This is a genomic window from Actibacterium lipolyticum (genome assembly GCF_900184935.1).
Classification (GTDB): Bacteria; Pseudomonadota; Alphaproteobacteria; order Rhodobacterales; family Rhodobacteraceae; genus Actibacterium_A; species Actibacterium_A lipolyticum.
The window spans coordinates 15,586-35,306 of record NZ_FXYE01000002.1 but is presented as its reverse complement, the minus strand read 5'-3'; the positions used below and the strand labels follow the sequence as shown (position 1 = coordinate 35,306).

Genomic DNA, 19,721 nt, shown 5'->3' with positions numbered 1-19,721 from the left:
CGGCATATGTCGCCTTAGATAAGGTAACATATTCGACGATTTGTGTCGACAAAGCCCAGCGGGCCGTGCGTGGATGAAAAGAGGTGGGGGATCGTCAGGGGCCGACGGTTCGGCCCCTGATCTTGTTGGCCCTAGAAAAGGCTAATCCTTATTTTTTGCCGCGCTTTGGTACCGCGTTGGCACCGCGCGACACCCGAGGCTTGCCGCCCGGGCCTTTTGTCGGCTTAGCACCCGGAGGTGTGAACCGTTTCGATGTGTTCTTGGCATCGCCCTGGTATGGCTTTTTCGCCGGGGCCTTGCTGCCTTCGGGTTTGGAACCAGAAGACTTGCCAAATTTCTTATCTTTGGGGCGACCTGCCGATTTTTTCTTTCCGCCGAAGTCCTCTTTGCCATAGCGCTGCTTTGGCTTGGGGGCCTCGATCCCTTCGGGGGCACCTTGATCCGGGTTGAAATCGCTTTTGGGCTTATGCACCGGGCGATGTTCGTCACGGGGTTTAGGGCGTGGTTTGTAATCGTCGTCGCGCTTTGGGCGCGGGGCGCGGTTTTCGTCACGCTTGTAAGATCCGCGCGGGCCATCAGATTTGCCACCGCGATAAGGTTTCGAAGGGCCGGGGCGTGGCATGTTGGCCAAGTCGGGCGCTTTGTCCAACTGGGTCAGCTTTGCTTCGCCTTCAAGCTGCATGTCAGGGCCGATGGCCGCGACAAAGCCCGAAACGCAGGACTGCGACAGTTCAACAAACGTCTCTTCCTGCTGAATGCGGATCGCACCGATTTCGTCTTTAGTAATGTTCCCGGCGCGGCACAGCATCGGCAGCAACCAGCGTGGCTCTGCATTTTGGCTGCGCCCGACAGAGACAGAGAACCAAGTGCTTGGCCCGAATGCCTCGCGTTGGCGCTTGCCGTCGTCGGGGCCAGCTTTTGCCAGCTCTTCTGGGGCCGAGTGTTTGTCGCGGTAAAGGCGCATGTATGCGGCGGCGATTTGTTCGGCAGAATGCAATTCGACCAGCTTGGTTACGAATTCCTGTTCGTCGGCGGAAACGGCCTCGGTCCAGACGGGATCGGCCAACAGGCGTTCTTCGTCGCGGCGCAGAACCTCTTCGGCGGATGGGGGGGCTGCCCATTCGGCGTTGATCTTGGCGAATTTCAAAAGGCGTTCGGCCTTTTTACGGGCGCGCGCCGGTACGATCAGCGCGCTGACGCCTTTGCGACCCGCGCGGCCTGTGCGGCCAGAACGGTGCAAAAGTGTTTCAGAGTTGTTGGGCAGCTCTGCGTGGATCACCAGTTCAAGGTTGGGCAGGTCGATACCGCGTGCGGCCACATCGGTTGCCACACAAACCCGCGCCCGCCCGTCACGCATCGCCTGAAGCGCGTGGGAGCGTTCGTTCTGGCTTAGCTCGCCCGATAGGGCGACAACGGCGAAACCGCGGTTGGAAAAGCGTGCGGTCAGGCGGTTTACCATCGCGCGGGTGTTGCAGAATACGATGGCGTTTTGCGCCTCGTAATACCGCAGCACGTTGATGATGGCGTTTTCCGGATCGGGCGAGGCGACGCTAAGTGCGCGATATTCGATATCGGCGTGCTGGGATTTTTCTGCGACGGTCGTCACGCGGATGGCGTCTTTTTGATACCCTTCGGCAAGCGAGGCAATCGCGCGCGGCACCGTGGCCGAGAACATCAGCGTGCGGCGATCTTCGGGGGCTTCGCCAAGGATGAATTCAAGGTCTTCGCGGAAGCCAAGGTCAAGCATCTCATCAGCTTCGTCCAGAACGACGGCGCGCATGGCCGACATGTCCAACGAATTGCGGCGGATGTGATCGACCAAACGGCCGGGCGTGCCAACGACGATGTGCGCGCCACGGTCCAGCGCGCGGCGTTCGTCGCGCATATCCATCCCGCCAACGCAGGATGTCACGATGGCGCCGGTCTTGGCATAGAGCCAATCCAGTTCGCGTTTCACCTGCATCGCAAGTTCGCGGGTTGGTGCGATCACCAAGGCCAGCGGCGTCGCCGCCGGGCCAAAGCGTGTTTCTTCGCCAAGAAGGGTTGGCGCGATGGCCAAACCAAAACCGACGGTTTTACCTGACCCGGTCTGGGCCGAGACCAAAAGGTCGGCGTTGCCCAGATCGGGTTTCACAACGGCTTTTTGAACCGGTGTCAGGTCTTCGTAACCGCGTGCTTCAAGAGCGTCGGCGAGAGGTTGGATAATTTCGGGTGCGTCTGTCATTTGTGGCCTTGCTTGGGTCCTGTCCATCGGCATGTCGCCAGTGCCCGTCATTGGGTCAGAGCGTAGGGCCATAAATGGAGAAGCTGCGGACTTACTTGTGAAACCGCGCTTAGTCCAGCCGGTAATACGCCATATTGGCCTTGGTTTCGACCAAGAAACAAAAAAGGCGCGCCCAAAAGGGCGCGCCAAGTCACATGTGAGTGGAAATGTGCACTTAGTCTTGGATCGCGCCTTCTTCGTCGCGTGCCATCCGCATCCGGCGTTTCATCATTTTGCCGAAGATGATCGGCAGGATGAAACCGATGGCCGCGATGGACCAAAGCAGGATGGACAGCGGAGAGTCGATCAGCGTGCCCCAATTGCCGTTGTCGATGGTGATCGCACGGCGCAGGTTGGATTCCATGGCGTTGCCCAGCAACGTGCCAAGGATGATCGGTACCAACGGCACGTCCAGTTTACGCAAGACCCAGCCCAGCACACCGAAGGCGATCATCACCAGCAAATCGAAGCTAGACCCCGAAATGCCGTAGATGCCTACGAACGACACCATCGCAACAACCGGCATCAGGATGCGCGGCGGCACCAACAGAACGCGGGTGAACAGGCCAACCATCGGGATGTTCATCGCCAGCAGCATAAAGTTCGCGATGAACAGCGCGGCGATCAGGCCCCAGACAACGTCAGGGTTCTGTGTGAACAACAACGGACCCGGCGTGATGTTCAGCGCAAGAAGAACCGCCAACAGAACCGCCGTCGTGCCAGACCCGGGCACGCCAAGCGCCAGCATTGGCACCAACGCACCGCCTGCGGCGGCGTTGTTGCCAGCCTCGGGTGCGGCAACGCCACGTGGATCGCCCGTGCCAAAGGTGCCTTCTTTATCCACCAGCCGTTTTTCCATGGAATAGGAAATAAACGAACCAAGGGAGGCGCCAGCACCCGGCAGAACACCCGCGATAAAGCCAAGGCCCGTTGTGCGGAACATCGTTGGGATACAGGATTTGACAAGGCTGAGACTTGGAACAATCTTGCCGATTTTCATCTTCGGCGCGGCGCTGTCGCGTTTCAGGTTGCCGTGCTCAAGGAACACGAACACCTCGGACAGGGCGAATAGGCCGACGATGGCAACAAGGAAGTCGATGCCGTCATAAAGATGCACTTCGCCAAACGTGAAACGTGGTACGCCGGTTTGGGTGTCAATGCCCACCATCGCAAGGCCAAGGCCAAGCGCAGCAGCGAAAGCAGACTTCGCTTGGTTCGTGGAAGAGATGCCGCCAAGCGTGGCAAAGGCCAACGTGAACAATGCAAAGTATTCCGCAGGGCCGAACCAAAGCGCGACCTTAACCAGCTGTGGTGCCAGCAGAACCAGACCCCAAGTCGCGAAGAACGACCCAAAGAAGGATGCGATGCCGGACAGGGCCAGTGCTTCGCCAGCGCGGCCCGCTTTGGCCATCGGATAGCCGTCAAGACAGGTCATCATTGCCGGTTCGTCACCCGGAATGTTCAGCAGGATCGAAGAAATCCGCCCGCCATACATTGCCCCATAATAGACCGAGGTCAGCAGGATAAGCGCAGGCGTCGCGCCTAGACCCAGTGTGAATGCCAGCGGGATCAGGATTGCCACACCGTTTGATGGGCCAAGACCGGGCAGGGCACCCATGATCGTGCCAAGAAAGCAGCCCATGAAGGCCAGCAACAGGTTTTGCCACGTGATGGCGATGAAAAAGCCATCTCCTAAAGAAGCGAGAGTTTCCATGCGTTCCGCTCCTTAGAAACCGAAGGGACCCTTGGCCAAGGACAGGCCAAGAATAAGGTGAAAGACGACGTAGATGCCGACCGATGTCAGAACGCCTACGATGATGGATTGAACGGGTGCTGTGCCCAGACGCCATGTCAGATACGTGGCAGCCAGCGCGGTTGCGATAACGAACCCAAGTTCAGGCAGCATGATCGCATAGGCGACCATTACCGCGACCGCCAAGCCGATTTCGGCGACGCGACCAAAGGTGGGCCAAGTGGGTTCTGCATCGGGTTTCAGCAGAAAATACAACGACGAAAGGCCAAGCACCGCGGCGATGATCAGCGGAAAGGCTTTGGGGCCAACTGCATCGCTGAGAAAGCTTTCCTCAATGACCGTTGCCTGCCAGGCAAAGATCAGCGCTAAGATTACGCCAACGCCGCCGAAAATGCGGTCACTCATAGTTTCCTCCCAGGGTATTGGATTGGTGGCGGGCGGCCGTGCGGCCCGCGCAATAGAAAACGGGGCGCCGAATGGGCGCCCCGATCTGTAAGCTGATTACTTGATAATACCGATTTCGCGAGAGATCGCTTGGATCTGCGCAACGGAGTCACCAACGAACGACTGGAACGCGTCGCCCTGAAGGTCGAGAGGAGCAAGACCGTTGGCGGTCATGATCTCTTTCCATTCGTCGGATGCGTACAGTGTTGCGATGTCGTTTACCCAGTAGTCATAGGCCGCATCGGACATGTTGCCCGGTGCATAGAAACCGCGCCAGTTCGCGCCGATTGCCTCTACGCCTTGCTCTTTCGCGGTGGGGATATCCGCGAATTCGCCTGGCAGACGCTCTGGCGACAGAACAGCAAGGATCTTAACGTCGCCGCTGTCTACAAAGCCTTTGGTTTCGGATAGATCGCCGGTGAAGGCCTGAACCGAACCAGCCAAAAGCTGGGTAACAGCTTCGCCGCCGCCATCGAACGCGATGTATTTAACGGAACGTACATCTTCGATGCCGTAAGCGTTGGTTGCGATCAGAACTTTCAGGTGATCCCAGCCACCAACAGCCGAACCACCGGCAACCGAAACGGATTTCGGGTCAGCCTTGATTTGGTCAAGCAGATCAGGAAGCGAGTTCAGTTCGCTGTCAGCGGCAACCGCGATTACGCCATAGTCAGCACCGATGGCTGCAAGCCAGCGAACCTGATCCATGGAGTTACCAGGATATGCGCCCTGAGCCAAACGAGTCGCCGTGGCGGAAGATGCAGCGACGATCAGGTCGTTGCTGTCAGAACGCTTGTTCACAACTTCAGCGAACGCAACGCCACCGCCGCCGCCAGCAAGGTTCACAACCTGCATGGTCGAAGGGATAAGGCCCTGATCCTGAAGCGATTTACCAACCTGACGGCATGTGAAATCCCAACCGCCACCGGGGTTTGCCGGTGCGATACATTCTGGGTTCTCGGGGGTGAAACCCTCAGCATGTGCGCCAAAAGCGGTACAGGTAAGGATTGCCGCTGCCGTAAAGGCACGACGGGTGAGAGTGAGTGTCATGGTATCTCCTCCGATACGATATTGGCCGCAGACCTCCCTGTCTGTGGCAGGAGTTCACTATAGCGCGGGTGTCTGTCATGAACCTGTCACGGGGCGCTTGGGGTCTTCACGCGGTCGCTGGGCTTGCATAGACTGGCCCTGTCTTGGGAGGGGCAGACAAGTGCGGTTGTTATTGGTCGAAGATACCGGCGATGTGGCTGATGCGATTTCGGCCAGCTTCGAACGGGCAGGCATTGCCTGTGATATCGCGCCCACTTTGGCCGATGGGCAGGCCTGTCTTGATGTACAGCGTTATGATGTTGTGGTGCTGGATATTCACCTTCCTGATGGGCTGGGCACCGACATTCTGCTTCGGTTGCGGCGCAACAAAGACACCACTCCGGTTCTTATGCTGACAGCGCAGTTTGCTGTGGATGATCGGATTACGGCGCTTAATCAGGGCGCCGATGATTATCTGGTAAAACCATTTGATCTGAGAGAGTTAGAGGCAAGAGTTCGCGCACTTGTTCGCCGTGATCAAAACCAAAAAGGGGCCGAGATTGCGATTGCCCGGCTGGCCTTCGACCCTGCGGCGAAAGTGGTGCGCATTGACGGTAGCCTTGTCACAATGACCCGCCGCGAGATGGCGCTTTTGAACATCTTCATGCGCAACCCCGGTGCAGTGCTTAGCAAAGAGCGTTTGTTCGACGGTCTCTTCTCGTTCGAGGATTCCGAGGTCAGCCTGAACGCTGTGGAACTCTACGTCGGGCGTTTGCGCAAAAAGCTGGTGAACAGCGGCACCTCTATCGAAACGTTGCGTGGGCTGGGTTATCGGCTGAACGCAGATGCGTAGCGCGCCACATGAAAAGGTCAGCCTGTCGTTAACCGCGCGGGTGGCGCTTGCCGTGACGGGCGTTTTGTTGATCGGCGGGGTGTTCGTATCGCTGGCCGCGTTCGCATACGGGCGCCAAGCCGCGCGCGAAGCATATGACCGGCTGCTGATCGGGGCAGCCAATGACATTGCGGCGTCGATCACGGTACGAGACGGGCAGGCGGTTGTTGATCTGCCGCGCTCGGCGTTTCAATTGCTTGCCCTCGCGCCGGATGATCGCATCATCTATCGCGTGGTTGGCCCGGCTGGGCAAACACTGACGGGGTATGAAACTGCGCCATTGCCCAAGGAAAGCATGGGCAAGGATCAAAGCTTTTTTGATGCGGATTTCGGGGGGGAACCGGCACGCTATGCCACGGTTATTCGCCGGTTCGCTGAACGCAGCTTTTCGGGGAATGTCCATGTGATCGTGGGCCACACAACGCTGGCACGACGCGACCTTGCGCTTGATCTAACGCGTAACGCGCTGTTCGTTTTGTCGATAACGGGTGCGGTGATCGCGGTTTTGGCCGTGCTTGCAGTACGTTCCGCACTGCGCCCGCTGGACAATATCGGCGAAGTGTTGGGGCGGCGTGATCCGTATGACCTGACCCCGATCGAGATGACCGTCCCCCGCGAAGCGGCGGTTATGATGTCTTCGTTGAACGGCTTTATGGCGCGTTTGGACCGTCAGGTTTCATCCATGCGCAACCTGATCGGCGATACGGCGCACCAGTTGCGCACCCCGGTGGCAGCCATTCGCGCTCAGGCGGATTTGGCTGCCGAGGAACAAGATGAAACCCGGCGGCAGAAGATCGTGGAACGTATTCATCGCCGGTCTGTTGGGCTTGGGCGTCTGTTAGACCAAATGCTAAGCCGCGCGCTGGTGATCCATCGTTCCGATACGGTCCGGCGCGAGGTGATAGACCTGCGCGACATTGCGGTTGAGGTGCTGGAAGACAGCGACCATGACGTTCTGTCGGTTGGCGATGACGTTCGGCTGGACCTTCCCGAAGATCCGGTTTTGGTGATGGGTGATGCGTTGTCGTTGACCGAAGCGTCCAAAAACCTGCTGAACAACGCGATGCGCCACGGCAAGAAGCCCATCACGGTGGGCGTGTCCGTTCAGGCGGGCCAAGCGCGTTTGTCTGTGACGGATGCCGGGCAGGGGCCGCCTGCTGAAATCCTAAGCCGCGCGGGGGAACGGTTTGCACGTTCCGCAGCGTCGAAATCGGAAAGCGCAGGTTTGGGGTTGGCTATCGCCTATTCCGTGGCGCGGGCGCATGACGGGCAAATGCTGATGGAACCACAGCCCAGCGGTGGTTTTGTGGCCGCGATCATTCTGCCAGCGACGGAGGTATGATGAAAGCGTTTCTGACAGCTATGATGACGATGTGCGTGGTTCCCGCATTCGCGCAGGAAGCAACAGCCGTGTTCGGCCCGGATGATCCAAAACAGCTGATGACCATACGCAGCACAACGGACATCGCCGTTTTCGGCCCCGTGGTTGACGCCTTTCTGGAAACCCAGACCGATATTGGCATTCTTTATGAGCAGTGGGGCTCTAACGATCTGTTTGCGCTTAGCAAAGCGGATTGCGCGGCGGGGCGCGCCAGTGCCGATATGCTGATCAGTTCCGGTGTGCATCAAATGGTGCAGCTGGTGAATGATGCCTGCGCACAGGCGCATCGATCGGACGCAACTGCCGGTGTGCGGGATGAACTGATTTGGCGCGACGAACTGTGGGGGGTGACGCGCGAACCGGCGGTCATGGTCTATAACCGGGACTTGGTTCCCTATGACGAGGTGCCCCAATCACGCTTTGACCTGCTTGATTTACTGCGCCCGGATCAAAGCCGGTATGCGGGCCGCGTGGCGACCTATGACATCGAAGCATCGGGCCTTGGGTTTCTGTTTGCCTTCATCGATTCCCAAGAAGCCACGACATTCGGTGGTTTGCTGGAATCGCTGGGCCGGACTCATGCCATTGCCACCTGTTGTTCTGCCGAGATCATCGATGGCGTCGCGAATGGCCAGTATCTGGTGGCCTATAACGTCCTTGGTTCATACGCGCTGGCCCGGGCCGAGAAGGACACGCGGATCGGGGTGATTGCCCCGAACGATTACACCTTGGTGCTGTCGCGCGCCGTGATGATCCCCCGTGGGGCAGAAAACGCCGGGCTGGCAACGGCGTTTCTGGATTTTCTGTTATCCGACACTGGCCGTGCGCAATTGCGCGAGGCTCTTTTGATCGTTCCAATCGACGGGGAAGAGGGCGAGCTGGAAGCGGGTCAGGCCAGCGGTGGCGTTGTGCGTCCGATCACACTTGCGCCGGGGCTTTTGGTGGCCCTTGATCGTCAAAAGCGCGAAAGCTTTATCCGCCGCTGGCGCGAAACGTTTCCCAGTAACGCGCAATAGGGTGTGAAACGCCGTTGGATACGCGTGACGGTTGCATTTGGGCTCACTTTCCTGACGAAAATACTCGGATTGACAATTCTGGTGCAAAGGGCCAGTTTCCAAGCGTAGCCTAGCCACTGCGCCTTCACCGGCCGCGGAAGCCATTCTCTGCCAGAAAAAGGATTTCCGCCGTGGTATCGACCCGTTCCCTGTTCTGTTGTCTAACGCCTTCGGTGGCGCGATGAATCCCGCTGAAGCCCTGCAAATGGTTGGCCCAGCATTCGACGCAGCCCGTGGTTTTCTGGCGACGGGTGGCCCGTCGATCTGGGCAATTGGTCTGCTGTCGGTGATCACGGTCGCCCTGATCCTGTGGCGGATCTGGCGTTTGGCGCTGCTTGGTGCATGGAGCGGTGGCAACACGGTGCGCCGCGCCGTTGCGCATTGGTCAGAGGGTCGCGAAGAACAGGCACTGTTATTGTTGGCCCGCCGTCGCACTTTGCGTGCCGGGTTGGCCCGCGCCGCGATGGCCGCGCGCCGCGACGCATCGCTTGATGATGTTGCTGCACGCGCGGAAACGGGGCGCGTTGCGCGCGGACTTCTGGCGCGCGCGCGTGCCGGTCTGCGCCCGCTGGAACTTATCGCAACAATCGCGCCGTTGCTTGGGCTGCTGGGCACGGTGTTGGGCATGATCGCCGCGTTCCAAGCCCTGCAAGAGGCCGGTTCGCGCGCTGACCCCGCCGTTCTGGCCGGTGGCATCTGGGAGGCGCTTTTGACCACCGCCGCCGGTATGGCCGTCGCGATTCCGGCGTCGATGGCTCTGACGTGGTTCGAAAGCGTCACCGACCGGCTAAGGCTTGAAATGGAGGATGCGGCAACAACGATCTTCCTGCGCCCACTGGCCCAGACAAAACCCGAGGGTCACGCGCTGGCGGCAGAGTGATGTTTGCCTTTTCAGAACCACGCCCGAAACGACGGCCAAGCCTGACACCGATGATCGATGTCGTGTTCTTGCTGCTTGTGTTCTTCATGCTGGCATCGCGTTTCGGCACCGACATGCAGCTGCCGTTGGTGATCGCGGGTCAGGGTGGCGAATACTCTGGCCCGCCAAGGTTGATCGAGGTCCGCCCGGACGGCGTCACGCTGAATGGCGTCGCGGTGGCGCTTTCGGCGTTGGCGGCAGAGTTGGCGCAGTTGACCGAAGCACCCACCGACGCTGTTGTCCTGCGCGCGCGGGATGAGGCGTCGTTGCAGCGTTTGGTCGTTGTGATGGACACGCTTTCGGCCGCTGGTTTTTCGCGTATCGCGATTGTGGAGTAATCCGATGGATTTTGCGCCGCCCGCCCGTCGCCCTCAGGGGGAAAGCATCATACCGATGATCAACGTCGTGTTTCTGCTGCTGATCTTTTTCCTGATGACGTCCGCAATCGCGCCGCCTGAACCCGTGGATGTTACTCCGCCCGAGGCCGCATCGGAAACGCAGGCTGATGGGATGTTTCGCCTGTTCCTTGATGCGGATGGCGCGTTGGCGTTTCAAGAAACACAAGGGGCTGATCCCGCGCTGGCGGCGTTGGGGGCGGCGCGCGATGCCTATTGCGCGCAAAACGGCTGTGACGCGGGCGCAAACGCGCCGCAGCTTTTGGTGCGCGCGGATCAAAGCGTCCCTGCGGCGGAATTGGCAAAGCTTTTGCCACGGTTGGCCGCCCTTGGGTTTAGCAACGCGCAGCTTGTGACCGCGCTGCCATGAGAACCCTTGCCGAAATATGCGTGTTCCTCTGCTTGGCGGTGGGGCTGCACCTTGGCCTGTTGATGGCCCGGCCCGCGGACAGCGGCGCAGAGGCCGCTGGCGACGGTGGGGAAGAGCTTGTTTCATTGATCGCGGCCGATGCTGTCCTTGAAGAACTGGTCGCAGAGTGGGACCGCCCGCCCGAAACCGCAGCACCCGAAGTGGAAACTTTTGCGCCAGCCCCACCTGAAATGATCCAGCCAGAGATGCCTCAGGTGGCGGCAATGCAACCCGTGGCCACGCCGGTTTCACAGCCACCCGCGTTTGCGCCAAGCGTGCCGGATTTGGCCCCTGACATGGCCGTAACCCTAAGCCCGCCACCGCCCGCGCCCGTTGCCAAGGCAGCGCCACCCGAAGCAACGCGCCCCTTAAAGCGCCCAGAGCGGCCAGTTGCGAAAAAAGAGCCACCCAAGAAGACCGCGAAGAAACCCGCCAAGACCGCGCCGAAGAAGCCATCGGCACCATCGAAGGCACAGAAAGCTGCGGGCGCGGGCGCAACGTCGAATGCCGGGGTTGCCAAAACCGCCCAGAACGCAAGCCGTGACAAGGCGCGCGCCAAAAGTGAGCTTGCCGCATGGGGCAGCGCAATTCGAAGCCGCATCGAAAGGCGCAAACGGTACCCATCCGGGGCGCGTGGCGCATCGGGTTCGGTACGCATTCAAATATCGGTGTCGCGCAGCGGCGCGTTGTTGGGGGCGTCTATCGTCAAAAGCTCGGGCAACGGCGAGATCGACGCGGCTGCATTGCGTGCTGTGCGTGCGGCCAAGAAATTCCCTGCTGCGCCCAAGTCGGTCACCAAGCAAAGCCACGTGTTTGGATTGGATATGCGGTTCAGCCGTTAGAATACAGCGCGGGCAAACGGCCAACCCCGCCGTGGTCGGGTTTGCGGTTCAAATTTGGCTGATAAACGGGCGGGAAGGGGCTGAGGGCCGGGAATTGTTGTCTTAGGCTCTTGACCTTCCCCCCACTGGAACCCCCATGTGCAGGTGAGAGCCAACTGATGGAGTTTCTCATGTCCGGCAAATCCGCCACGTTTCAGGTTTCGGGGATGAACTGCGCGTCCTGCGTTGGGCGTGTGGAAAAGGCATTGTCTGGGGTGCCCGGCGTATCTGACGCATCGGTGAACCTTGCGCTTGAAACGGCACAGGTCAGCTTTGACGCGCCTGCGGATATGGCGACGCTTGCCAGAACGCTAAGCGACGCGGGCTATCCTGCGGTCACGACAGAGGTAACATTTGCTGTCCGCGGGATGAGCTGCGCGTCATGCGTGGGTCGTGTAGAGCGTGCCTTGGCCGCGACGCCAGGGGTGATCAACGCCTCGGTCAATTTGGCTGCGGAAACGGCGACGGTGGGCTATGCGGTCGGCGCGGTGATGCCCAAAGTACTGGCGCGGGTTGTGACAGACCTTGGTTATCCTGCGACCCTGAAGCAGGACATCAATACCGACAGAACAGATGAAAAAACCGCCGAGATGACGCGGTTGGGTTGGCTGACGCTGATCGCCGCCGCGCTGGCCTTGCCGGTGTTTGTGATCGAAATGGGAAGCCATGTTATCCCCGGTATGCATGCGCTTGTTGAACGCACAATCGGGATGCAGGCCAGCCGAATGTTTCAGTTCGTTCTGACCACATTGGTCCTGTTTGGCCCCGGATTGCGGTTTTTCCAGAAAGGTATCCCGCTTCTGTTCAAAGGCGCGCCTGATATGAACTCGCTTGTCGCGCTGGGAACATCCGCCGCGTATGGGTTTTCGGTCGTGTCGACCTTCGCGCCGGGGGTTTTGCCCGCTGGAACGGCGCATGTGTATTTCGAGGCCGCGGCGGTGATTGTCGTGCTGATCCTGCTGGGGCGCTGGTTAGAGGCGCGCGCCAAAGGGCGCACTGGCGAAGCGATCAGAAAGCTGGTCGGGCTTGGCGCAAAAGTCGCGCGGGTTGAACGAGTAGGCGAGGTTGTCGAACTTCCGATCGACGAGATTGTCGTTGGCGATGTGATCCATGTCCGCCCAGGCGAAAAGATTGCGGTCGATGGGGTTGTTCAGACAGGTCACTCTTACGTCGATGAAAGCATGATCACCGGAGAGCCTGTTCCCGTCGACAAGACCACCGGCGCAACGGTTATTGGTGCAACGGTGAACGGGACCGGCGCGTTGACGTTCAAGGCAACCAAAGTCGGCGCTGATACGATGCTGGCGCAGATTATTCAGATGGTCGAACGCGCTCAGGGGGCGAAGCTGCCTATTCAGGGGGCCGTTGATAAAATCACCGCATGGTTTGTGCCCGCCGTAATGGGGGCCGCCGGGTTGACGGTGCTGATGTGGTTGCTTTTCGGTCCTGACCCCGCGCTAAGTTTTGCTTTGGTTGCGGGCGTTGCGGTTTTGATCATCGCGTGCCCCTGTGCCATGGGGCTTGCTACGCCGACATCCATCATGGTGGGTACAGGGCGCGCGGCCGAAATGGGTGTGCTGTTTCGCAAGGGCGACGCGTTGCAGATGCTACAGGAAACCCGCGTGATTGCCGTTGATAAGACCGGAACCCTGACGGCAGGCCGGCCAGAAGTAACTGAATTGATTACCACCGATGGGGCCGACGAAGACGCCACCTTAGCCGCCATCGCTGCGGTCGAGAATTTGTCAGAGCATCCAATCGCAGAAGCCATTGTTCGCGCAGCCGTTGCGCGTGGGATCGAATGTGGCGAGGTTACTGATTTCACCTCGATTACCGGGTTTGGGGTACGGGGGCAGGTGAGCGGTCAAACCGTGCTGGTGGGCGCTGATCGACTGATGGCGCGCGAAGGCGTTGAGATCGGCGCACTGGCAGACACCGGCGCTAGCTTGGGCCAAAAAGGGCGCACGCCGCTTTACGCGTCTATCGACGGCAAAATAGCGGCCGTTATCGGGGTGTCCGATCCTATCAAGCGGACCACGCCACAGGCCATCGCGGCGCTGCAGGGGCTGGGCGTGAGGGTTGCGATGATTACGGGCGACAACAAAAGCACCGCACAGGTTATCGCCGCCGAGCTGGGGATTGATACCGTCATTGCAGAGGTCTTGCCCGAAGGCAAAGTTGCCGCCCTGTCAGAGTTGCGCAAGATCGGAAAGCTCGCATTCGTCGGGGATGGAATTAACGATGCGCCGGCGCTTGCGGCTGCGGATGTCGGCATTGCCATCGGCACCGGCACGGATGTTGCGATAGAAGCGGCCGACGTGGTGTTGATGTCTGGTGACCTAAGCGGTGTGGTGAATGCGTTTGACATCAGCCAGCGCACGATGCGCAATATCCGTCAGAACCTGTTTTGGGCCTTCGGCTATAACACGGTGTTGATCCCAGTTGCGGCAGGGGTGCTGTACCCGGCGTTTGGGCTTATGCTGTCACCCGTTCTTGCAGCGGGGGCAATGGCGATGTCTTCGGTTTTTGTGCTGACCAACGCGCTGCGGTTGCGTTGGGTCCAGCCGGTTTTGAACGACCGCACGCCCGCCATCGCGCAGCAGGTGATGACCCCCGTCGCAGCGCCCGCTGAATAAGGAATAGGCAACATGAACATCGGAGAAACCGCCGCCCGCGCAGGCTTACCCCCGAAAACGATCCGCTATTACGAAGAAATCGGTCTGGTGAAACCGATGCGCGACAACAACGGCTACCGTGCCTTCCGCGAGGCGGACTTGCACAAGCTTACCTTTCTGGCACGCGCCCGCGCCTTGGGGTTTACGATTGACGGTTGCCGCGCGCTTTTGGCGCTGTACGAAGACGACGCCCGCGCCAGCGCCGACGTTAAAACCATCGCCAACAAACATCTGGAAGAGATCGAAAAGAAGATCGTCGACCTAAAGTCCATGCACGCGACACTGACCCATCTGGTAAAAGAATGTGCTGGCGATCACCGGCCAGATTGTCCGATCTTGAATGGGCTAAGCTCTGTCGCGGAGCCGGTTGATACGGCCAAGTCTGAGCCATGAAATTCAAACGTATCCGGGCGTTGAATTAGACACCCGCGTGATCGGCCCAAAGCGTCGCATAACGCTGCATTAAGGCGTTCAACTGGCCCGTTCGCGGAAGGTGAACATTGCTTGCAGCAGGTTGATGGGGCTGATTGCTGGCCAACAAGGCGGCCCCTTGGCTGGTTCCGGTGGTGCCGGTCATTGCTCTAACTTCGGACCCGGTGGTGGCGGCCAGCATCGTGCAATAGCATTCGTTTCGTGCAAATGGCCCTTCGACGATGATGGGGCCGTCATGGCCGATTAGCGACAAGCAGTGCGCGGTGACCAAGGCAAGATAGAAAGCCACTGCCGCGCCGCGAGCGGGCGAACCGATTGGCGGCTCTGCGCCGACCCAACGGGCGGATTGGCCCGCAAACGGCCCCGAATTGGCGACAACGGCGGGCAGCAACAAGATGCCCGCGCGCAGAACTTCGGCCATGTCTGCGGCTGTGGGGGTGTCGTAAGGGCCAGCCGTTGCCAAGTCATGTTCGCGCCCGCCCATGAAACGGGCCGACGGCACCGGGGCACCATAGGCGTTGACGTTGATCAGGGTATCGCGCGCGGGGTCCAGCGTAACCGGCTTTCCCGCCATCGCCATCGCGATCACCCATGTGCCGGTCGATACGACGCTGAACGGGGTTTGCTGGCTTAGAATGTGGGGCACAAGCGACGCGTTGGAATCGTGGATGCCGCAATAGACCTGCGTGCCTTGGGGCAACCCAGTACGATGCGCAATCTCGGGCAGGATCGTTCCTAGGATGTCGCCCGACGGACGGGCCGGCGCGATTTTGTCAGCGATGCCCAAGCGATCCACAAGCGACGAAAAGCACCCTTTGTGTGGGTTCCACAGGTCAGTGTGGCAGCCAAGCGATGTAACGTCGGTTGCCGCGATGCCCGTCAGGCGATGGCCCCAGTATTGGGGATAGGTCACGATGGTCTGGGTGCGCTCTTTCAACGTCGGGTCGGTCTGAAATTGCCAGTACAGCTGGGCGCCGATGTTAAGGCCCATTTCAAGGCGCGGCGAACCTGTTTCGGCGAATTCTGGGCGGATGGCGTTATAATCCTTCGCCACCTCATCCGGGCCGGAGTGTTCATAATCAAGGATCGGCGCAGCAAGCTGCCCATCAGCCCCAATCAATGCCGCACATGCCCCATGGGTGGTCACAGAAATCGCGTGTACCCCGTGGCTTGCATGAAAAGAGGCAAGAGCCTCCAGCAGGAAATCCCAGTGGCCTTCGACGTCGAAATGTGGCCAAGGGTGACCGTTCAGGACGTTATTCGGGCGCGTAACGACAGCGATTTCCGACAGGTCGGACAGATCCACCAGCGCCAGTTTGGCGTTGGTTTTTCCGATGTCGATAACGGCGACGTTGGTACGTTTCATGGCAAGTGAAAGACGGTTGTCAGTGGCGTGACAACGGGGGCGTTGTCGGGCTGGGTTTCCATGATGTCGGCCATAGAGGCCCACCATTTCTGCATGATTTCGGTTTCAGGCAGTGTGTCCATCCCGTGATCGTCTGTCCGCCACAAAACGCCAAAAAGGATGTTCGTTTCTGGGTCCAGGTGGATCGAATAATCTGAAACGCCCGCCTGTTTCAACAATGTCACAAGCTCTGGCCAGATTTCGGTGTGGCGCTTGCGATATTCATCTTCGCAATTGGGGTTCAGGCGCATTTTAAACGCGAATTTCTGCATCAGCGTTGCCTCCACTGGGACCAAAGACGGGGCAGGGCAATGACCCCGATCAACAGCGCACCAACGACGATGGACATCACGATGCCGGGAACATTCAACAGGCCCAGCCCGAAGGTCACCAGCCCGATAACGAAGGCCGCGATGACCACACCCGGAATGGTGCCAGAGCCGCCCAAGATGTTCACGCCGCCAAGCACGACCATGGTCACCACCTCTAATTCCCAACCGAACGCGATGGAAGGTCGCGTGGAACCAAGGCGCGAGGTCAGGCAGATCGCCGCGATGCCAGCCATCAGCCCGGTCAGCAGAAACAGGATGAACTTAACGCGATTGACGCGGATGCCCGAAAACAGCGCGCCGGTTGGGTTGTTCCCAATCGCATAGACAGAACGCCCGAAGTTCGTCTTGTGCAGGATCACAAAGTAGATCACCGCGATAATCGCAAAAAGCACAAATTCGAACGAGATCACCCACCAAACATAGCCCTGACCGAAGAAGGCAAAATCGGATGGGTAGCCGCGATAAGCCTGATCCCCAAGCACGATATAGCTGATGCCGCGAAACAGGCTCATCGTGCCGATCGTCACGACGATAGACGGAAGTCCCATCCGTGTGACCAGCACCCCGTTAAAGGCACCGCACAGAAGGCCCGTGCCAAGGCCAACCAAGATCAGCACAGGCGTGCCCGCGCCAGCCTGCACAGCAGCGCCCATAGCGGTCGAGGCAAGCGCGATGATCGCGGCAACCGACAGGTCGATTTCACCGGAAATAATCAACAGCGCCATGGCGAAGGCGATCATCGCCTTTTCGGTGAAGTTGAATGTTGCGTCGCTTAGGTTCCACGCGTTCAGGAAGTAGGGGGAGGCAAAGCTGTTCGCGATGAAAATCGCGATGGCGACCAGCAAAAGCAGTGCCTCCCAGCTTTTTAGGCGGCTTTCCCATGGTGTTTGCAGGCGATCCGGGATCGCGTTGGCAGGTGTGGTCATGCCGCTTGCTCCGCTGATTTAAGAATGATCCGGCCCTTTTCACGGTTTGCCCGTGCGTTAACGGCGACCGCGATGATGATGGCGCTGCCTGAAATGGCCAGCTGCCAGAAGGGCGAAATGTTGATGACGGGCAGGGCGTTTTTGATGACGCCAAGGAAAAGAGCGCCCAGCAACGCGCCGCCGATCGACCCAAGGCCGCCAGCGATGGACACGCCGCCGATCACGCAAGCAGCAACCACATCCAGCTCAAACCCGCTGGCAATGTCGACATAGGCCACCGCGTATCGTGACACCCACAGATACCCGGTTAGCCCGGCCAGCGCGCCAGAAATTGTAAACGCCCAAAACTGGGTCTTTCCAACGTTGATGCCGGTATAGGTCGCCGCGTGGGCATTGCCGCCCACGGCATAGAACGCACGACCAAGTGTGGTTCGCGTCATGACGATGGTGAAGACGATCACGGCCAATATCGCGGTCCAGCTTAGAACCGGTAGGCCCAGAAATTCGGCGCGGGGAAAGGCTTTGAATGTCGCGCTCATCTCGTGGCTGTTGACCCATTTGCCGTCGGACAGAAGAAAGATGATGCCGCGGAAGATTGTCATGGTGCCAAGCGTCACGACGATGGGGGGAATGTCCAGCTTCCACACCAGCAGGCCGTTGATCATGCCCAGCAGCGTGCCAAGGCCAACCGCGATCACAAGGATCACAGCAACAGGAACACCGGGCATGGCGACGTTGATCATCGCGACGACCATGCCGGTCAGGGCAAGGTTTGCGGCGACGCTTAGGTCAATGCATTTGGTCAGGATGACGATCATCTGACCAATCGCCAGCAGGATCAGCGGAGAGGTGTCGTTAAACACATCCGCCAAGTTCGATGGCGCAACGAAACCCGGGAACCGCGTTGCAATTAGGCCCAGCAGAACAGCAATGGCTGCGAATAAAAGAACCTCGCGCGAGGTGGTCAAAGATTTGATCATGTCGTTGCACCCTGTGAGATACCCGCAGCATGGCGGACAAGTGTTTCTGGGGTGAGGTCATCCCCGTCCAGTTCCGCGACGATCCGCCCTTCGCGCATGATGATCGCACGATCAGACATCCCAAGAATTTCAGGGATCTCAGAGCTTACCATGATCACGGCAAGGCCCTGTGCGGCCAGTTCAGCCATGAATTCGTGCACCGCAGCCTTTGACCCGATGTCGATACCTTTCGTCGGTTCATCAAGGATGATGACGCGTGGCTGGGTTGCCAGCCATTTGGCAATGACGACCTTTTGCTGGTTGCCGCCGGACAGGTTTCCCACATTGGTATCCAAAGACGCGGCCCGCAGGTCCAGACGTTCGGTATATTCGCGGGCCAGCTTGAATTCCTCGGCAAGTCTTAGAAACCCGTTCTTAGAGGTTTTGCCAAGCGACGGCAGAGTGACGTTTTGAAAGATGGGCAGGGCGGTGATGGCACCCTGTTTGCCACGGTCCTCGGGCACATAGACGATCCCGTTGGCGACGGCGTCGGCGGGTGAACGGATAACGCGCACTCTGCCGTCGATCCGCACAACGCCTTTGGATGGGCGCGTGATGCCGAATAGCGATTGCATGAATTCGGATCGGCCAGCCCCGACCAGCCCATAAAACCCAAGGATTTCACCGCGCTTTAGGTCAAAGCTAATTTCGGCAAATTCGGTTGGGTGGTCGTAGCCGACGACTTTCAGAACCTCGTCTCCAATATGGCTTTCGCGTTTTGGGAAGATGTGGTCAACGTCGCGACCGACCATCATCTTTACCAGCTGCCCTTCGTTGACTTGGTCGATCATTCCCTCGCCAATGAACTGGCCGTCGCGAAACACGGTGTAACGATCCGCGATGTGGAAAATCTCGTCAAACTTGTGGCTGATGAACAAAATGGCCTTGCCTTGGGCCTTAAGCTTTTCGACCAGCTCGTAAAGCTCTTGGATTTCTTTATGCGAAAGCGCGGCGGTCGGTTCATCCATGATGACGACGCGCGCGTCGATGCTTAGCGCGCGGGCGATTGCGACAAGGTGTTTGCTGGCAATCCCCAGATCGCGCAGTTTTTGCGCGGGGTCGATGGTGGCGCCAATACTTTTCAGAATTTCGTTGGAGCGGCGTTCCATCGCGGCCCAGTCGATAAGCCCAAACCTGCCGCGCGGTGCGTGCCCGATAAAGATGTTTTCAGCCACGGAAAGGTCGTCGAACAGAACCGTTTCCTGATGGATGGCGGTGATGCCTGCGTCACTGGCCGCGCGTGCGGTTGGGAACTGCGTGGCGTGCCCGTCCACACGGATCGCGCCGCCGTCGGGTTGATAGATGCCAGTCAGGATCTTAACGACCGTCGATTTCCCCGCGCCATTTTCGCCAACAAGGGCGGTGACCTGACCGGGATAAAGGTTCAACGCCACTTCCGAGAGCGCCTTCACTCCGGGAAATGTCTTTGTGATCCCATCCAGTGAAAGGATAGGGGGCGTGTTAGCCTCGGGTGCGGTGGGCACCTGTGACTGCGAATGCATCAACATAGA

At 59.1% G+C, this 19,721-nt stretch carries 18 protein-coding genes; 9 read left to right on the top strand and 9 right to left on the bottom strand.

Annotated elements, in window-relative coordinates:
• Positions 1–148: 148 nt before the first annotated feature.
• The 4 genes from COL8621_RS08765 to COL8621_RS08750 form a co-directional block, all read right to left on the bottom strand.
• Entirely contained in the window at positions 149–2,224 is a 2,076-nt protein-coding gene (locus tag COL8621_RS08765; RefSeq protein ID WP_235823818.1) for a DEAD/DEAH box helicase, read from the bottom strand.
• 214 nt (positions 2,225–2,438) lie between these two features.
• The gene (locus COL8621_RS08760) at positions 2,439–3,977 is read right to left on the bottom strand and encodes a tripartite tricarboxylate transporter permease (protein WP_093967021.1); all 1,539 of its coding nucleotides are present in this window, start codon (positions 3,975–3,977) and stop codon (positions 2,439–2,441) included.
• A 12-nt stretch (positions 3,978–3,989) separates the two neighbouring features.
• The gene (locus COL8621_RS08755) at positions 3,990–4,421 is read right to left on the bottom strand and encodes a tripartite tricarboxylate transporter TctB family protein (protein WP_093967020.1); all 432 of its coding nucleotides are present in this window, start codon (positions 4,419–4,421) and stop codon (positions 3,990–3,992) included.
• A 96-nt stretch (positions 4,422–4,517) separates the two neighbouring features.
• Positions 4,518–5,510 (bottom strand): Bug family tripartite tricarboxylate transporter substrate binding protein, encoded by a 993-nt coding sequence (locus tag COL8621_RS08750; protein ID WP_093967019.1) that lies wholly within the window; start codon positions 5,508–5,510, stop codon positions 4,518–4,520.
• A gap of 160 nt (positions 5,511–5,670) precedes the next feature.
• On the opposite strand from COL8621_RS08750, the gene COL8621_RS08745 reads away from it, so the two are divergent.
• From COL8621_RS08745 to cueR, 9 genes are all read left to right on the top strand, one after another.
• Positions 5,671–6,342, top strand: coding sequence for a response regulator (locus COL8621_RS08745; RefSeq protein WP_093967018.1), 672 nt, complete (start codon positions 5,671–5,673; stop codon positions 6,340–6,342).
• Entirely contained in the window at positions 6,335–7,723 is a 1,389-nt protein-coding gene (locus tag COL8621_RS08740) for a sensor histidine kinase (protein WP_093967017.1), read from the top strand. The genes COL8621_RS08745 and COL8621_RS08740 overlap by 8 nt, the downstream gene beginning before the upstream one ends.
• Positions 7,723–8,778, top strand: coding sequence for an ABC transporter substrate-binding protein (locus COL8621_RS08735; protein WP_306345714.1), 1,056 nt, complete (start codon positions 7,723–7,725; stop codon positions 8,776–8,778). The genes COL8621_RS08740 and COL8621_RS08735 overlap by 1 nt, the downstream gene beginning before the upstream one ends.
• Positions 8,779–8,998: 220 nt before the next feature.
• Positions 8,999–9,697 (top strand): MotA/TolQ/ExbB proton channel family protein, encoded by a 699-nt coding sequence (locus COL8621_RS08730; RefSeq protein WP_093968485.1) that lies wholly within the window; start codon positions 8,999–9,001, stop codon positions 9,695–9,697.
• Positions 9,697–10,074: an ExbD/TolR family protein gene (locus COL8621_RS08725; protein WP_093967015.1), complete on the top strand. Its 378-nt coding sequence runs from the start codon at positions 9,697–9,699 to the stop codon at positions 10,072–10,074. Before COL8621_RS08730 ends, COL8621_RS08725 begins: the two co-directional genes overlap by 1 nt.
• 4 nt (positions 10,075–10,078) lie before the next feature.
• Complete coding sequence (locus COL8621_RS08720) at positions 10,079–10,501, top strand: ExbD/TolR family protein (RefSeq protein WP_093967014.1); 423 nt, start codon at positions 10,079–10,081, stop codon at positions 10,499–10,501.
• Positions 10,498–11,382: an energy transducer TonB family protein gene (locus COL8621_RS08715; RefSeq protein ID WP_093967013.1), complete on the top strand. Its 885-nt coding sequence runs from the start codon at positions 10,498–10,500 to the stop codon at positions 11,380–11,382. The genes COL8621_RS08720 and COL8621_RS08715 overlap by 4 nt, the downstream gene beginning before the upstream one ends.
• A 170-nt stretch (positions 11,383–11,552) precedes the next feature.
• The gene (locus tag COL8621_RS08710; RefSeq protein WP_093967012.1) at positions 11,553–14,057 is read left to right on the top strand and encodes a heavy metal translocating P-type ATPase; all 2,505 of its coding nucleotides are present in this window, start codon (positions 11,553–11,555) and stop codon (positions 14,055–14,057) included.
• A gap of 12 nt (positions 14,058–14,069) precedes the next feature.
• On the top strand, positions 14,070–14,489 hold the full coding sequence (cueR, locus tag COL8621_RS08705; RefSeq protein ID WP_093967011.1) for a Cu(I)-responsive transcriptional regulator: 420 nt from the start codon (positions 14,070–14,072) through the stop codon (positions 14,487–14,489).
• Between the two features lie 25 nt (positions 14,490–14,514).
• Here the strand turns inward: cueR and COL8621_RS08700 are convergent, their stop codons facing one another.
• Genes COL8621_RS08700 through COL8621_RS08680 form a run of 5 tightly spaced genes read right to left on the bottom strand, consistent with a single transcriptional unit; the run spans position 14,515 to position 19,718 of the window.
• Positions 14,515–15,894, bottom strand: a complete 1,380-nt coding sequence (locus tag COL8621_RS08700) for an FGGY-family carbohydrate kinase (RefSeq protein WP_093967010.1) — start codon at positions 15,892–15,894, stop codon at positions 14,515–14,517.
• The gene (gene rhaM, locus COL8621_RS08695; RefSeq protein ID WP_093967009.1) at positions 15,891–16,205 is read right to left on the bottom strand and encodes an L-rhamnose mutarotase; all 315 of its coding nucleotides are present in this window, start codon (positions 16,203–16,205) and stop codon (positions 15,891–15,893) included. Before rhaM ends, COL8621_RS08700 begins: the two co-directional genes overlap by 4 nt.
• A complete protein-coding gene (locus COL8621_RS08690) occupies positions 16,205–17,191 on the bottom strand; it encodes an ABC transporter permease (RefSeq protein WP_093967008.1) in 987 nt (328 codons plus the stop codon). Before COL8621_RS08690 ends, rhaM begins: the two co-directional genes overlap by 1 nt.
• Positions 17,188–18,171, bottom strand: coding sequence for an ABC transporter permease (locus COL8621_RS08685; protein ID WP_093967007.1), 984 nt, complete (start codon positions 18,169–18,171; stop codon positions 17,188–17,190). Before COL8621_RS08685 ends, COL8621_RS08690 begins: the two co-directional genes overlap by 4 nt.
• Entirely contained in the window at positions 18,168–19,718 is a 1,551-nt protein-coding gene (locus tag COL8621_RS08680) for a sugar ABC transporter ATP-binding protein (RefSeq protein WP_093967006.1), read from the bottom strand. Before COL8621_RS08680 ends, COL8621_RS08685 begins: the two co-directional genes overlap by 4 nt.
• Positions 19,719–19,721: the final 3 nt, after the last annotated feature.

What these genes read in the sequence shown, in the direction of transcription:
- COL8621_RS08765 (WP_235823818.1), bottom strand. Translation starts at nt 2,224, where the DNA reads ATGACAGACGCACCCGAAATTATCCAACCTCTCGCCGACGCTCTTGAA.
- COL8621_RS08760 (WP_093967021.1), bottom strand. Translation starts at nt 3,977, where the DNA reads ATGGAAACTCTCGCTTCTTTAGGAGATGGCTTTTTCATCGCCATCACG.
- COL8621_RS08755 (WP_093967020.1), bottom strand. Translation starts at nt 4,421, where the DNA reads ATGAGTGACCGCATTTTCGGCGGCGTTGGCGTAATCTTAGCGCTGATC.
- COL8621_RS08750 (WP_093967019.1), bottom strand. Translation starts at nt 5,510, where the DNA reads ATGACACTCACTCTCACCCGTCGTGCCTTTACGGCAGCGGCAATCCTT.
- COL8621_RS08740 (WP_093967017.1), top strand. Translation starts at nt 6,335, where the DNA reads ATGCGTAGCGCGCCACATGAAAAGGTCAGCCTGTCGTTAACCGCGCGG.
- COL8621_RS08735 (WP_306345714.1), top strand. Translation starts at nt 7,723, where the DNA reads ATGAAAGCGTTTCTGACAGCTATGATGACGATGTGCGTGGTTCCCGCA.
- COL8621_RS08730 (WP_093968485.1), top strand. Translation starts at nt 8,999, where the DNA reads ATGAATCCCGCTGAAGCCCTGCAAATGGTTGGCCCAGCATTCGACGCA.
- COL8621_RS08725 (WP_093967015.1), top strand. Translation starts at nt 9,697, where the DNA reads ATGTTTGCCTTTTCAGAACCACGCCCGAAACGACGGCCAAGCCTGACA.
- COL8621_RS08720 (WP_093967014.1), top strand. Translation starts at nt 10,079, where the DNA reads ATGGATTTTGCGCCGCCCGCCCGTCGCCCTCAGGGGGAAAGCATCATA.
- COL8621_RS08715 (WP_093967013.1), top strand. Translation starts at nt 10,498, where the DNA reads ATGAGAACCCTTGCCGAAATATGCGTGTTCCTCTGCTTGGCGGTGGGG.
- COL8621_RS08710 (WP_093967012.1), top strand. Translation starts at nt 11,553, where the DNA reads ATGTCCGGCAAATCCGCCACGTTTCAGGTTTCGGGGATGAACTGCGCG.
- cueR (WP_093967011.1), top strand. Translation starts at nt 14,070, where the DNA reads ATGAACATCGGAGAAACCGCCGCCCGCGCAGGCTTACCCCCGAAAACG.
- COL8621_RS08700 (WP_093967010.1), bottom strand. Translation starts at nt 15,894, where the DNA reads ATGAAACGTACCAACGTCGCCGTTATCGACATCGGAAAAACCAACGCC.
- rhaM (WP_093967009.1), bottom strand. Translation starts at nt 16,205, where the DNA reads ATGCAGAAATTCGCGTTTAAAATGCGCCTGAACCCCAATTGCGAAGAT.
- COL8621_RS08690 (WP_093967008.1), bottom strand. Translation starts at nt 17,191, where the DNA reads ATGACCACACCTGCCAACGCGATCCCGGATCGCCTGCAAACACCATGG.
- COL8621_RS08685 (WP_093967007.1), bottom strand. Translation starts at nt 18,171, where the DNA reads ATGATCAAATCTTTGACCACCTCGCGCGAGGTTCTTTTATTCGCAGCC.
- COL8621_RS08680 (WP_093967006.1), bottom strand. Translation starts at nt 19,718, where the DNA reads ATGTTGATGCATTCGCAGTCACAGGTGCCCACCGCACCCGAGGCTAAC.